The 14,103-nt window shown below is 55.8% G+C and carries 15 protein-coding genes; 10 read left to right on the top strand and 5 right to left on the bottom strand.

Annotation, left to right across the window (positions count from 1 at the left end; genetic code table 11):
* Positions 1-20: 20 nt before the first annotated feature.
* From OHL20_RS11235 to OHL20_RS11200, 8 genes are all read left to right on the top strand, one after another.
* The gene (locus OHL20_RS11235; protein WP_263383283.1) at positions 21-803 is read left to right on the top strand and encodes an enoyl-CoA hydratase/isomerase family protein; all 783 of its coding nucleotides are present in this window, start codon (positions 21-23) and stop codon (positions 801-803) included.
* A 12-nt stretch (positions 804-815) separates the two neighbouring features.
* Positions 816-1,409, top strand: coding sequence for a hypothetical protein (locus tag OHL20_RS11230; RefSeq protein WP_263383282.1), 594 nt, complete (start codon positions 816-818; stop codon positions 1,407-1,409).
* 250 nt (positions 1,410-1,659) lie between these two features.
* Positions 1,660-2,142: a DUF1440 domain-containing protein gene (locus OHL20_RS11225; RefSeq protein WP_263383281.1), complete on the top strand. Its 483-nt coding sequence runs from the start codon at positions 1,660-1,662 to the stop codon at positions 2,140-2,142.
* A gap of 139 nt (positions 2,143-2,281) precedes the next feature.
* A complete protein-coding gene (gene crtI / locus OHL20_RS11220) occupies positions 2,282-3,871 on the top strand; it encodes a phytoene desaturase family protein (protein ID WP_396272555.1) in 1,590 nt (529 codons plus the stop codon).
* Between the two features lie 35 nt (positions 3,872-3,906).
* The gene (locus tag OHL20_RS11215) at positions 3,907-5,361 is read left to right on the top strand and encodes an aldehyde dehydrogenase family protein (protein ID WP_263383279.1); all 1,455 of its coding nucleotides are present in this window, start codon (positions 3,907-3,909) and stop codon (positions 5,359-5,361) included.
* 14 nt (positions 5,362-5,375) lie between these two features.
* Positions 5,376-6,947: a phytoene desaturase family protein gene (locus tag OHL20_RS11210; RefSeq protein ID WP_263383278.1), complete on the top strand. Its 1,572-nt coding sequence runs from the start codon at positions 5,376-5,378 to the stop codon at positions 6,945-6,947.
* Positions 6,948-6,961: 14 nt separating this feature from the next.
* Positions 6,962-7,759: a lysophospholipid acyltransferase family protein gene (locus OHL20_RS11205; RefSeq protein WP_263383277.1), complete on the top strand. Its 798-nt coding sequence runs from the start codon at positions 6,962-6,964 to the stop codon at positions 7,757-7,759.
* Between the two features lie 5 nt (positions 7,760-7,764).
* Complete coding sequence (locus tag OHL20_RS11200; RefSeq protein WP_263383276.1) at positions 7,765-8,898, top strand: glycosyltransferase; 1,134 nt, start codon at positions 7,765-7,767, stop codon at positions 8,896-8,898.
* On the opposite strand, the gene OHL20_RS11195 is transcribed toward OHL20_RS11200, so the two are convergent.
* From OHL20_RS11195 to OHL20_RS11185, 3 genes are read right to left on the bottom strand one after another with little or no spacing between them, the layout of a single operon-like run.
* Positions 8,899-9,945 carry a purine nucleoside permease gene (locus OHL20_RS11195; RefSeq protein WP_263383275.1) on the bottom strand — a complete coding sequence of 349 codons (1,047 nt, stop codon included), beginning with the start codon at positions 9,943-9,945 and terminating at the stop codon, positions 8,899-8,901. It lies immediately after the preceding gene.
* Between the two features lie 14 nt (positions 9,946-9,959).
* Positions 9,960-11,252: a UDP-N-acetylglucosamine-transferase gene (locus OHL20_RS11190; protein ID WP_263383274.1), complete on the bottom strand. Its 1,293-nt coding sequence runs from the start codon at positions 11,250-11,252 to the stop codon at positions 9,960-9,962.
* 48 nt (positions 11,253-11,300) lie between these two features.
* On the bottom strand, positions 11,301-11,759 hold the full coding sequence (locus tag OHL20_RS11185; protein WP_263383273.1) for a DUF6249 domain-containing protein: 459 nt from the start codon (positions 11,757-11,759) through the stop codon (positions 11,301-11,303).
* Positions 11,760-11,856: 97 nt separating this feature from the next.
* On the opposite strand from OHL20_RS11185, the gene OHL20_RS11180 reads away from it, so the two are divergent.
* On the top strand, positions 11,857-12,408 hold the full coding sequence (locus OHL20_RS11180; RefSeq protein WP_263383272.1) for an RNA polymerase sigma factor: 552 nt from the start codon (positions 11,857-11,859) through the stop codon (positions 12,406-12,408).
* On the top strand, positions 12,393-12,737 hold the full coding sequence (locus tag OHL20_RS11175) for a hypothetical protein (protein ID WP_263383271.1): 345 nt from the start codon (positions 12,393-12,395) through the stop codon (positions 12,735-12,737). The genes OHL20_RS11180 and OHL20_RS11175 overlap by 16 nt, the downstream gene beginning before the upstream one ends.
* Here OHL20_RS11175 and OHL20_RS11170 read toward each other — a convergent pair.
* Positions 12,734-13,417, bottom strand: coding sequence for a 7-carboxy-7-deazaguanine synthase QueE (locus OHL20_RS11170; RefSeq protein ID WP_263383270.1), 684 nt, complete (start codon positions 13,415-13,417; stop codon positions 12,734-12,736). The two genes, OHL20_RS11175 and OHL20_RS11170, sit on opposite strands and share 4 nt — an antisense overlap.
* Positions 13,418-13,421: 4 nt before the next feature.
* Entirely contained in the window at positions 13,422-13,802 is a 381-nt protein-coding gene (queD, locus tag OHL20_RS11165; protein ID WP_263383269.1) for a 6-carboxytetrahydropterin synthase QueD, read from the bottom strand.
* Positions 13,803-14,103: the final 301 nt, after the last annotated feature.

The raw sequence follows: 14,103 nt of genomic DNA, 5'->3' as shown, positions 1-14,103 counted from the left end.
GGATGCACGGAGATGATGAGATGAGCTACGAGACATTGTTGTGCGTGATTGATCGCGAAGTAGCGACAATCACCCTGAATCGGCCCAAGGTACTGCACGCATTGAATACACAGGCATTCGATGAACTGGAGCAGGTGTTTGTGGCCCTGACGGCCGACAACGCCGTCCGCGTGATTCTCCTGACGGGTGCAGGCGAAAAAGCATTTGCAGCGGGGGCTGATATCAGGGAGCTACAGACCGTTGGTTCCGTGTCTGGAGAGATGAAGTCGCGGCGCGGGCAGGCTGTCTTTCGCCTGATTGAAACTTGCGGCAAGCCAGTGATTGCACTCATCAATGGATTTGCTCTGGGCGGAGGCTGCGAGTTGGCCTTAGCCTGTACGCTCCGTATCGCGTCTGAAGCCGCGAGAATGGGGCAGCCGGAGGTCAAACTCGGATTGATTCCAGGCTACGGCGGAACCCAGCGTTTGCCCCGGATTGTTGGACAGGCAGCGGCACTAAAACTGCTGATGACTGGTGAAATCATCGGCTCTGCTGAAGCCCTGCGGATCGGACTGGTTGATGAGGTAATCCCAACTGACCAGCTGATGAAGCGCGGGGAGGAGTTAGCACGCATGATCGTTGCGGTAGCGCCTCTGGCGGCCACTGCATGCCTGGAGGCGGTGCGGCGAGGCAGCCATGTCGAACTGGAGGATGCGCTCGATATTGAGGCCGAAATCTTCGGGCGCCTCTGCGGAACGCTGGACAAGGCCGAGGGTACGGCAGCCTTTGTTGAGAAGCGGCCTGCGGTGTGGATGGGACGGTAACGCTCCAGATACGTGAAAAGGCGCGTTGGAACTGCTGCATCGCTTGGTATGCTGGATATTGTGTGGAATCTACGGTATCTTCTCCCTTCCTTACTAGTTTCGACTGCCCTCATGGGTTGCAGTCACACCGCTGCTCCGGTTTCCGCAGAGACGCGACAGGTAACTAGTCAGCAGCAGCGACAGACTGAAGATGCACGTCAGCAGATGGAGCTGATTCCGCCTCCATCGAAGACGCGTTACCTGGCGGTGAAGAGCCTGTCGAACTGGGAAAATCCTTACGTAACCGTCCAGGGTGGCATGCTGACACTTCACGTCATGCTGGCAGATGCCAACACAAGCGGCTTGGGCGAAGGGGGCCTCCTGCGCCCGGTGGGCGCGCGTCGGCAGGACCTGAACATCCGTGTAGGAGATTTACCAACTGCGCTGAACGCTGTCCCCCAGAATGCATGGCCCTACGGTCGCGTGGTGGCTGTGGAAGAGGCACACAACATTCCTAAAACCGCCCGGGTTCAGGTCCGCCGCAATATGGAATCTGCCATGCAGATGTTGAACGACCTAGGCGTCGTGGTGTATGAGTGGAACGAAGGCGGCGTCGGACTGCGATAGACGGTCCCAAGAACGCATCGAGACAACCGGCAGGGAAGACGCGTAACGATGCGGCCTCCAGCAATGCTGTCTGGATGCCGCGATTGCCGACGATGGCGTTAGTAGTATGCTGCCTCTTCCTTCGAGATGGGACCGTTTGTTCCGGCTGTTGCAACGAATGGGCGAAGTCGACGAAAACCCCCTCAGGCATGCGTCCGCTGAGTTTTGACCTTCTGGCACCTTGGCGCTATTCAGTTGCATCATACGGAAAATGAGCAACTCAGAACTGGATGCGAAGCCACAGAGACCTTCACTTGCCAAGGGGTTGCTGGCTGGGTTGATTGGTGGAATTGCAGCGACTGCAGCTAAAACAATGGCAGAGAAAGTTTATCCGCCGCGGACTCATGGTGAGCCTAAACCACCCGATCTCTTGGCAGAGAAGCTTGCCGGTCATCCACTGGATGATGGGACTAAGGCGATAGCAAGCGAGTCAATTCACTGGGCCTTTGGCGCTCTTGCGGGTGCGGCCTATGGTGCGTTAGCAGAGTTTTACCCAGCCGCCACAGCAAAGGAGGGTGCCAGCTTCGGATTAGCACTCGCGACATTGACGCACGAGACCGCACTACCAGCTATGGGACTTTCTGCCGAGCCGGGAGAACAGACCGTCCGTGAGCGTACGAGCGAGATGGGGACGCATGTTGTATTTGGGCTGGTCACCGAGACAGTGCGGAGAACAGTTCGAAAATTTCTCTGATCTTCCTTCAATCCTGTAAGTTCCAGTCCTATAAATTTGCGCTATCCGATTCTTGACAGCACGGAATGATAGAGCAAGGCTCCCTTCACGATCTCTCTATAATCGCCATCACAGCTACAGGAAACACCAGTTTGGAAGCATCTGGTGCATCTCGCGAGAGGCGCAGGATTCGATGAAGAAGCATTCACGTCAGGTCGTAATAGTCGGCGCAGGACCCGGAGGCTTAGCGGCGGCAATGTTGCTCGCAAAGTCCGGAGTGAAGGTCACGATCGTTGAGAAACGCGATCAAGTGGGTGGGCGGACGTCAACTTGGGAGCAGAACGGGTTCAAATTCGATATAGGTCCGACCTTCTTTCTCTATCCAAGAGTCCTTAAAGAGATCTTTGCCTCTGCGGGGTACGACCTCGACCAAGAGGTCCCCATGAAGCGTCTGGATCCGCAGTATCGATTGGTTTTCGGTGCAGGCGGTGAACTGCTTGCGACTCCAGATGTCGAGAAGATGGTGAAAGCTATTGGCGCCATCTCACCGGACGATGCGGTTCGTTTTAGGACCTTCCTTACAGTCAATCGGACGAAGCTTGAGAAGTTCCTTCCTTTTCTGCAATCGCCATTTGAATCGTGGAAGGATCTTGCCAAGCCCGGAATGCTAAAGCTACTGCCACTACTCGCTCCCTGGCGCTCTCTCGACACGGATCTACAGGCACATTTTAAGGATGAACGTATCAGGCTTGGCTTTAGCTTTCAGTCAAAGTACCTCGGCATGTCACCATTCCGCTGTCCGAGTCTCTTTTCCATTCTGTCTTTCTTGGAATATGAGCATGGTGTGTACCACCCCATTGGGGGGTGCGGCGCAGTGACGAGGGCGATGGCCAGGATTGCACGTGAGATGGGTGTTGAGATCCTGTTGAACGAGCCGGTCGAGCGCGTACTTGTTGAAAATGGTAAGGCCATCGGGGTGAAGACTAAGAGCTATAGTCTTTCTGCAGATTCCATCGTCGTCAACGCGGACTTCGCCGGAGCCATGAAGAAGATGGTGCCGAATCATCTTCGTAACCGATGGACAGACGAGCGATTAGCAAAGAAACAGTACTCGTGCTCTACATTCATGATGTATCTGGGAATTGATGGCAAGTACGATGACGTTTCTCATCACACGATCTATCTTGCTAAGAACTACAGGCAAAATCTGAAGGATATCGGGGAGTTACACCAACTCTCCGATGACCCGTCGTTCTACGTACAAAATGCCAGCGTGACTGATAGCACCCTCGCCCCAAACGGACAGAGTACGTTATATGTACTGCTACCGGTGACCCATAAATCCTCGAAGGTCGACTGGACGAAAGAAACTCCACGTTATCGCGAGCTCGCATTGAAGCAACTTGCGAAAATCGGTGTCACCGATGTTGAACGACGCATCCGCAGCGAGAGAATCCTGACGCCTGCTGGCTGGGAAAGTGAATTTGACCTTTATAAGGGCGCTACCTTCAGCATGGCGCACTCGCTTAGCCAGATGCTGCACCTTCGTCCACATAACCGGTTCGAAGATATCGATCAGATGTATCTTGTAGGCGGAGGAACGCACCCCGGAAGTGGTCTGCCCGTGATCTTCGAGTCCGCCCGCATAACCTCTAAGCTCCTCCTGCAAGATCTAAAGATGGAGCCACAATGGGACTCAGGTGTTGCGGATGAGTTGACACGTGACGAGCTAGTTGGGGTGGCCTCCTAGTGAGAGCAGTGGCATTTCCTGTCGTGGAGGTAGCCATGACCGGCTTCAAAGCAAAACCCTTCATGGAGGGAAGCGCTGGGAAGGTATGTCAAATAGCATGGGCTGCGCAGCCGCTTGAAGCTCGTCTCAAAGTATTGCGAAAGACTCGGCACGAACTAAGCCGGCTTGGAGCAGACGTCGCATCAGCCATCTCTCCGATCCTCGCCAGAACGGCTGCGGATACTCGAATAGCCGAGCTTCTTCCACTGCTTGATGCCTGTCGTTTTCTGGAACGGCAAGCGAAAACCATCCTAGCGACAAGACGGCTACGTCGTCGTGGGCTTCCATTCTGGTTATCGGGTGTCGAGAGCGAGATTGAGCGTGTGCCGTTTGGACAGATCTTAGTCATAGGCCCCTCAAACTATCCTCTTTTCATCCCCGGAGTACAGGTCCTGCAGGCTCTGATCGCTGGCAACTCTGTAACGTGGAAGCCTGGACGCGGCGGCCAAACTGTCGCTGAGTTAGTTGCAGAAGTTATGATTCGCGCCGGACTTCCGCAGGGTCTTCTGCAGGTCACAGAAGACACGGTAGGCGCGGCCTCCGCGGCGCTTGCAAGAAATCCTGACAAGGTATTCTTTACCGGATCTGCAGATGTCGGACGCATCCTGATGCGGCAGCTTGCCGACACCCTAACGCCATCTGTGATGGAACTGTCAGGTTGCGATGCCGTCATCGTTCTGCCATCAGCTGATCTGTCTCGCGTCATTCAGGCCTTGACCTTCGGGATGCGCCTCAATGGCTCCGCAACTTGCATGGCACCGCGCCGCGTTCTATTGGTAGAAGCATCTGCTGCTCGCCGGGAAGCGTTTCTGATTGCCCTCCAAATTGCACTCTCCGAAGTGCTTGCCATTCGAGTCTCCAGCGATGTGAGGAGGCTGCTTGAAACCTTGTTACAGGAGGCTATGCGTAACGGAGCACATGTTCTTGGAGATATGCCCTCCGAAACGATGAAGCCAATTGTGGTTACAGGCGTACTACCCGATATGCGGATCGCACAGGCTGATATCTTCGCCCCGGTTCTTTCCGTAATCGATGTTCCAAGCCAAAACGATGTCATCGCGGCCCAGGCAGCTTGCCCATTTGTGCTTACCGCGTCGATCTTCGGAGACGAGCAGCAAGCGCGAAAAATAGCCGTCCATATCGTCGCTGGCAGTGTGCTGATCAATGACATTATCGTGCCCACTGCCGATCCACGGCTTCCTTTTAGTGGGCGACGCGAGAGTGGCTTTGGATCGTCGCGAGGTGCAGAGGGTCTGCTTGAAATGACGTCGGCACGAACGATCGCAGTGCGAAACAGCAAGAGTGTTCGCCACTATGAGGCTACAACCACAGCGCACGAAAGCCTCTTCGATGGTCTGATCACGTCGTTTCACGGTAGAGGTCTGGCAGAACGCTGGCGAGGCTTGCGGCAGGTAGCAGCGGCCGGCAAGCAATTGGCGAAGAGAAAATAGGATTGAGGAGCAGCATGACTACGAGTGGCGTCATCGAAAACAGTGTGAATGGCACTAAAAGCAGCAAGCGCGTGGGGATCATTGGGTCTGGTCTCGCCGGACTCACAGCCGCCTGCACGCTGGCTGCACGCGGCCACGTCGTAACTGTCTTCGAAAAGAATGAGTGGCTAGGCGGAAAAGCGGCACAGCTCCGAGCTGAAGGTTTTCGCTTCGATATGGGACCGACGATTCTCATCCAGCCATCGATGCTGAGGAAAGTCTTCGCTGAAGCCGGTAAGAAGATGGACGACTACGTTCCGATGGTGCGGCTTGACCCACAATGGCGCTGTTTTTTCGAAGATAAGAGCGTGCTCGATCTCAAAGATGATCCGAATGAGATGGCTTCATCGCTTGAGGCTATCTGGCCTAAGATGGGTGCGGGATATCTCAAACTGCTCGAGGAGTCGAAGAATCTTCACTCCATATCGGATCGCTTTTTCTTCTGGCGATCTATCGGGTCAATGAAAGACACGATGGACATTGGCGGCGCCTTCGACATTAAGGTGTTGAGAGATGTCATGAGGATGCGGCTTGGTAAATCGGTAGGCCAAGTGATTCGCGAGCACATCCCCGATCCAAACACTGCGCAGATGCTCGACCATTTCGTACAGTATGTGGGTTCCTCACCAGACGCTTCTCCAGCCATTCTCTGCGCTATCGGCAACATGCAAATGAGTGAAGGCATCTGGTATCCACTGGGTGGAACCAGAGCAATACCCGAGGGCTTGGTAAAGCTTGCGATCGAGTTAGGCGTTGTCTTCCGCACCGAGACTGATATAGCCAAGATACTGACTGACGCTCCAGCACACGGACAGAAGGCCGGCGGCAAAGTGACCGGACTAGTTACAACTAAAGGTACTGTCCACGCGTTTGATGCGATCGTCTCGAACTCAGACGCAGTTCGGACACATCGCGAATTGATCGGTGGGGCAATGGCACGTCACTTCGATGGCAAGAGAAACTACGAGCCTGCATGTAGTGGTGTTGTTCTCTACCTCGGCTTGAAAAAGCGGTACGAGCATCTAGCACATCATGACTTTGTCTTCTCGCGTGATCCGCATGAGGAGTTTCATGCAATCTACGATCAGGGCGAGCCTGCACCTGATCCGACATGTTATCTCGCGGCAACCGCTGCCACCGATCCGACCAGCGCACCCGAAGGTGGAGAAGCGCTATACGTTCTGGTCCACACGCCGTACCTTCGGGAGCATCACGACTGGAAGAAGATGTTTCCCGCGTATCGGCAGATTATCCTCGACAAACTCAAACGTACTGCCGGGCTGACTGACCTTGAGGATCGCATCGTCTTCGAAGCAGCTTTAACTCCACAAGACATCCACGATCGTTACCGCGTTCTGAATGGCGCAATCTACGGGATCTCAAGTCATGGTGTCTTTCAGGGAGCCTTTAAGCCAGCAAACCAATCCAAGGAGATGGACGGCCTTTACCTCGCTGGAGGCGCGGCACATCCCGGCCCTGGAATGCCAATGGTGATGATGTCGGGATGGATCGCGGCTGACACGCTCGACCAAGCAGCACGAGCGTAAGATAGGCTGACTTTATGAACGTCCCGAAGATCTCCGCACCGATACTCAGATTCTTTCGGCGGATCGTGCGGGGATACTTCCGACGGCACTTCCATGCGGTTCGGATCCAAGGCGCAGAGCGTTTCGTGAGCGACGGCGGTCCGCTGATTATCTACGCGAACCACAGTTCGTGGTGGGATCCAATGGTCTCCATACTTCTGGCGGATACCCTGATGCCGACACTGAGGCACTATGCCCCGATGGATGCTGAGGCGCTGCGGCGCTATCCCATCCTGAAACGGCTCGGCATCTTTCCCATTGAGATGAAGACTATGCGCGGAGCAGCGCAGTTCCTCCGTCTAGGCGAAGCCATTTTGCAGCAGGGTGGAGCCTTGTGGGTAACGCCGGAAGGAAGATTTACTGACGCCCGCCAAAGACCTCTGCTCTTCAAGCCCGGGCTGGCGGCGCTGGCCAACCGCATGGCGAAACGCAGTGGTCGATGTACGCTCATTCCGCTTGCGATTGAGTATCCCTTCTGGAATGAACGCTTACCAGACACTCTCTTGTACGTCGGCTCGGCGGTGCAAGTCTCTAACGCTTCGAATCTTGAAGAGGTGCAGGGTCAGCTGATCGCCGGTTTGGAATCCGCGATGAACACCTTAAAAGAGCTTGCCGTCTCGCGTGATGCTTCACGATTCGCGACGCTGCTTGGCGGCAGATCTGGGACCGGTGGATTCTATGCGCTTGGACAGCGAATCAAAGCATTCGTTCAGCGTCGACCCTATCAGGCAGAACATACCTCGACAGCTAAGCCCGAAGTTGTGGGAGAATGACGCCAATGATCCTGATAGCACTCTCGGTAGCTGCGATGCTTTGTGCGCTCTCACCTGCGGTGCTCTTCTGCATCAACCTGCGGCACTATAGAGTGCCCGCAGCACGCAACGGATTGAAGCTTCCAGCTATCTCCGTCTTGATTCCAGCACGCGATGAGGAAACTTCAATAGAAGCAGCCGTCACTTCAGTTCTTGCAAGTCACAATGTCGACGTTGAGGTTATCGTCATGGATGACGGCTCAACGGACAGAACCTCGGCGATTGTTGCCGCGCTCGCTGTACGCGATGCGAGAGTGCGTCTGGAGCATGCGCCGGTGCTTCCAGCAGGATGGAACGGGAAGCAGCACGCATGTTGGTCGCTGGCGCATGTGGCACGTTTTCCACTGCTCTGCTTTGTGGATGCGGATGTGCGGCTGGAGCCTCTGGCATTAGGGAAGATGGCAGCGTTTCTGCTCCGTAGCGAGTCCGGACTGGTAAGCGGCTTTCCGCTACAGGTTACAAAGACATGGATGGAGTGGCTATTACTACCGCTGATCCACTTTGTGTTGCTGGGCTTTCTGCCAATCTCACAAATGCGTAAGGGGACCGATCCAGCGTTCTCTGCGGGATGCGGTCAGTTCCTGATGGTGACCGGTGAAGCGTATCGAGCCAGCGGCGGACACGCGGAGATCAAGGCAACAATGCATGACGGGTTGATGCTGCCGAAGCTCCTGCGCCAGCATGGCTATCGAACTGACCTTGCCGATCTAACTGGCTTGGCGCAATGCCGCATGTACACGACCGCCCGACAGGTTTGGCAGGGACTCGCAAAAAATGCGACGGAAGGCATTGCGGCTCCCGTGCGCATCCTGCCGATCTCGTTGCTGCTTGTTCTTGGACAGGTGCTGCCGATTCTGCTTGCCATATGGATCGTGACTCATCACGCGTCGGGCTTTGTCATTGGTTGTATGGTTGCGGCGGTATGTGGCGCGTGGCTTCCCAGATTGCTTGCTGCTGGCAGATTTCAGCAGGATTGGCGAGGCGCGGTATTGCATCCCTTCGGCATTCTGATGCTGCTGGCGGTGCAATGGTACGCCTTCGGTCGCAAGCTGATGGGCGGCGCGGTGAGTTGGAAGGATCGTGCGTACGCGGGCGAGTAGTTACTTACCGGGAATATGATCGCGAGTGTCCGACCAATTCGCTACAAGTGAATCCACTACAACATGGCCAACGCGGTAAGCACTATCAAGTGAAGGCAAATAGGCGCTGTACTTTGTAACCTTGGTCTCAGCCAGGCTCTCGGCTGCGGTGATTCCCTGCCGCTGCTGGTCGAAGTTGCTGGCGGTGCGCAGGATCAGGACACGATTGATGTCGACTTTGTGTGCTCTCGCCAACCAGGTAAGGGACTGGAGCGTTCCGCTGTCCTCCATACCGCAAACGGCGTAGCTTCCCTTTCCCTCAGTCTGGTACTGCACCCATTTACTTGCCCAGTCGCTCATTAGCTTGCCATGCCAAAAGGTGCTGGCAGACAGATTGTCGCCACGCAATACGAACGGCGGACGATGCGCGGCAACTTGTGCGTACTGCGTGCGGCGCTCCGCAATGGCTGGTGTATCGAGAAGCAGCGTTTCTTTGGTCAGGTTGTAGGCCCAGCTTACGAGAGCCGTGTTGAGGTGATAGACGATGCCATCCCCTCCGGCAAAGCGGTCAGCACGCGGCTGTTCGTAGGGCGTCGATTTGCCGAGAGGAACGTAGCCGGTCGACCAACCGGCGGGAATCTCGCGGGCATCGATCTCGTGAGCGAGATCGCCATCGACAATGTAGTCCGACCAGACGGCTGAGCCCAGCGAACCAACCTCCGGGTTTATACCAGCTATTCCGGCGACTAGGAAGTAAGCATGCGTGAGATCGAAGCGAGGGTCAGAACCAAGCGCCATGATCGAGGCGGCAGCTCGTGCAGTTCCTACGCCAGTCACCAACCCGAGGACGCCTTGCTGATTCATCCGCAGATCGTGATAGCCCTGCGGGAACGGCAGGATCGCATCCAGATGCTCGCGCTCGACCCAGTATTGATACTCGCCAGGCGTGTCGCCAGTATCAGCGCCTGCTTCGAACATGGTGATAACGACTACCTTGATCTCGATCGGCTTTTGAGCAAGGGCCGGCAGTGCTGCTGCGAGCAGGAGGAGAGCTGAAAGGTAGCGCATTACCAGATGGTAGCTTATGGCGTTTGCAGTTCTTCCTTCTCTTCGAGAGCGACCGTGTAATCATCTTCGGCGAGGGGGCCAGAGATACGCTGGAGCCAGCCCTGTACGCGGTTGACGGGCCAGACGCTCCATGTCGCGGGAACGATGCCGGACTGGAACTCGCAGATGAGCGAGATTATAGGTTCGTTGCCACTGAGCGTCAGAAGTTCAGCGCGAGGAAAATCCCGACGGAAGATCTCATGACCCCCTTCATCGTTGACAGCGACATACCAGAAGGATGGATCGTCGAGCGATCCAGGCGGCAGGTCGACAGCGTTCACCTTTACGCGGACGAGCCAGGTGTAGATCTCATCGGCCCAATCGGACGCGGCTTCTGGGTTTGGCGGCTCGCCGCAGCGCAGCGTGTAATTCTGGCCTTTGCGCTGGCTGAAGCTGAGGCCGGCGTAGGCTTCGTAGTCGGCGAGCGTGCGGTCGGTGCCAAGGCCGAAGCTGTCGAGTAATTCGCCCTCGAGCAGGAGCTTGATGCGTTCTTTGCTGCACTTGTCGAGTTCGCTCCATTCGCGATCGACCTTCTTGGCGCTTGTGTGATCGTCCCAATGTCGCGTGGCATAGGCGCGGACATAATCGTGCCAGATGATAAGCCGGTGAGGATGGAAAAGGTCATAGCCGCTCGTGAAGGCGCGAACAGTCATCGTTGCCTCTTCCCCGATGAAGTAGAGCTCCGGATCGTAAGGAACCTCCTTGACGAAGCAGCCCGGAGCAAAAAGGAAGCCAGCCGCGAGGAAGCGAGCACGAACGGGCTGCAGCAGGTGCATCCAGTTTTGAATGGCAAGCGGCTTCATGAACGGAATACCTTCGGGCGTGAAGCCCTGAAAGGCCATCTGGAGCGCGTCGCCTCCGAAGGTTTCGTGCTCGGAGGGCGTGAACGGCGGCGGATAGGTACTGAGGATTGGCTTCGCGCTTCCGGTCTGCCGCATCGTTTCGATGAGGATTTCATCCCAACCGGGAGCGAAGCGGCTGTGCGAGTCGACCTGCAGAAACCAGGCCTCGCCGCTCCAGAGCTTCATGATCTCGGAGCGAGCCCAGCATGCCCCGCGACTGTCACGCCAGTCGATGTCGAGAATCTTGAAACGTGGGTCATCAAAAAAAGGTAGAGTGACTTCTTCTTCGCCGTGCTGCCAGCAGATGCCAAAGCGGAGCCGGTCTGGATGACTTGCTTTTGCGAGGCAGTGGCTAATCGTTGGAACGAGCTGCGCGTCTCGATACGAGGCGATCGAGACGAAGATCAGATTGTCTTGCTCGTCCAAGGAGCCTCCGATTAGCTAGCAGTTTAGCGTATCGGCTGACTCCTGAACCTACAGCCGTTCGCTGGATCGCAGATCCGCACCGACCTCAAGTCCGAAGCGCGCAAGTTCGCGCTTCTGGAGGTTGTAGTCGATAAAGAATCCGATGCCAATGGCAAGTGGAATGAAGCCTACGGCAGCCCCTGAAAGAATCTCCTTCTGCTGGATGATGGCTGTGAGCGCAAGGAAGAAGAGCATGATGCCGATTCCCGAGGAGACAAGGATGATGCCAGTGCGGCGCGCGTTGCCGAGGCTGCGAAGTGGATCCTTGGGCGCTCGTTTTTCATCCTGACCCAAGCCCAGCAGCTGTTCGATCTCGGCGACCGACATGCCACGAGCGAGCATGGCCATGCGCTGATCTGCCTTGACACGAACTGCATGCGCCTGCGACATAATACCTGCGACGATCGCGACGATCGCGACAGCGGCTCCCCCCAGTGGGACGATAAATGGTGAATTGAATGCGTCCATGATGTTTCCTCTTTCTGCCCACCTTAGACCTCGGCATGCCTTGTAAGTTTCACTTGCCCGCGCGAAACTTTCGACGAGGCATATTGTCTAACCTGACTTGCAAACCGATTCCAACTTCGAGCAGATCGTCCGGGATCATCAATCGATGGTCTTCGGCACGCTGGTGCGCATGATCGGCAGTCGAGACAATATTGACGACCTTGCTCAGGAGGTCTTCATCCGGCTTTACCGTGCGCTGCCAAGCTTTCGCGGGGAATCTTTACTGTCGACCTATCTTTATCGAATCACTGTGAACGTTGCTCAGAATGAGTGGAAACGGCGCCAACGGGATATGAAGTCGTTGGTGTCGATCTCCGATGAACGATCAGGCTGGGAAGATCGGTTAGAGCATCCGGGCCGCAATGCCGTTGAACAGCTGGAAGACCGCGAGTTTCAGCAGATCGTTGAGGAAGAGCTGCTCAAGCTGAGCCAGATTGAGCGCGCCGTACTGGTTCTTTATCATCAGGAAGAGAACACATATGAGCAGATCTCGCTTTCGCTGGGCTTGCCGATTGGAACGGTGCGCACTCATCTGCATCGCGGTCGGAAGAAGTTGAGAGAAGCTCTGCTGAGCAACTCGGAAAGGAAATCTCTATGCGCGACAAGATAATGCAGGATGAGGAGTCTGAGAAAGTGGAAGAGCGGCTGATTCGCGCCCTTGAGGCGCGCCCTATGGTTCAAATTCCTGCTGACTTTGCAGCGCGGGTGTTGCAGCAGCTTCCCCGGGAGCGCCCCGTAATCCTTGCTCGAACGAACTATGGTCGGCTGGTGATGATGATCTGCATGGTAGTGCTCGGTGTCTCGCTGCCGCTGATGGTTGCGCTGCATGGTATCGCGAACGCGCCCGTGTTGCGGGTGACGGAATGGCTGCTCTACGTCCAGTTTCTGGGACTTGTGCTTTGGTTCGGTATGCGCGGTGAAGTTCGAAACGTCAGCTAAACGCCTTTCTTCATCGGCTCCCAGATGAACTTGTGAATCTGAAGCGAGAGGCGGGCGTCGAGGCCGTCGGCCATCATCCATTCGACGACCAGGCGCGGGTTCAGGGCCATGTTGTCGGCGGTGCGCTGCGGCGACGGCGTTTGGACGAAGGCCGGACTCAGGAGAACGCCAGCGACTTTGCTGTTGAGGTTGTGCTCGAGGATAAAGGCTCGGGCGAAGTCATAGTCGGCTCGATCGGAGAGGACGAACTTTACCTCGTCGTTCTTTGTGAGCGCTTCGAGGTTCTCGATGCGGAAGCTGTTTGCAGCGGCACCGGCTCCGGGGCACTTGACGTCGACGATCTTGTGAACTGCTTTGGGAACGTCGGCCAGAGGGCGCTCGCCGCTGGTTTCAATCATCAGGTTGTAGCCACTGGCGAGCAGACGTTCCATAAGTGGAAGCAGTTCGCGGGCTTGCAGCATCGGCTCGCCACCGGTGAACTCGACCAGTTTGCAGGGGGCAAGCGCTTCGATCTGGCGGACGATCTCGTCTTCGGTGTAGGGCGTTCCGCCGGTGAAGGTGTAGGTGGAATCGCACCAGGCACAGCGCAGGTTGCAGCCAGCGAGACGGACGAAGATGCAAGGGAGGCCGGTGAAGCTGGACTCACCCTGGACGGATTTGTAGAGTTCGATGAGGTACAAGGGCTTACTCGTAGTAGCGGGCGAAGCTGGTGTCGGTCTCGTAAAGAGTGCAGTCTTTGACGCGAACGCGACCGGCAGTCATCTCGTGAAGCTGGGTGCTGGTCTTGTCGTAGAAGTACTTTGCCAGGTTCTCGGCGCTGGGATTGATGGCGCTGTCGAAGGGCGGCAGATCGTTGATCATGAAGTGATCGAGATACTCGACAGTGGGACGCATGACCTGTTTGAGAAGCTTGAAATCAAGGAGCATGCCAGCTTCGTCGAGTTCTTCGCCGATGAGGGTAACGAAGACCTTGTAGTTGTGGCCGTGGGGGTTCTCACACTTGCCGCGATAGTTGCGCAGGTAGTGGCCGGAGGAGAATCCGGCTTCTACAGTTACTTCAAACATGATGCGGTGGTTCCCTTCTCAATGGCTGCGTCACTTGTTAGATGAGACTGGCTTGTTGCGGTTTCATGTCCGCACGCTTCTTGATTGTAGGCTTTGCTGCAGGAGCAGGATTTATCTGCCGTTAGCCAAATGCGACGTCCGTCCTGCGGGACCGATAAAGCTGTGAGTGGATCATTATTCTTGAACAGGCAGATTAAACACGTTAAAATTATTTTTTTTTTTAAAGTCCAAAGTCTACTAAACAAAAGACTTAGGTCTGGACTTGTATCGAAGGTTCAAGACCTCTTCGCTGCTGATTTTG

The sequence above is a fragment of the Granulicella arctica genome, from assembly GCF_025685605.1.
Lineage (GTDB): Bacteria > Acidobacteriota > Terriglobia > Terriglobales > Acidobacteriaceae > Edaphobacter > Edaphobacter arcticus.
The sequence above is the reverse complement of the archived record's forward strand: the minus strand, read 5'-3'. Positions and strand labels throughout refer to the sequence as shown.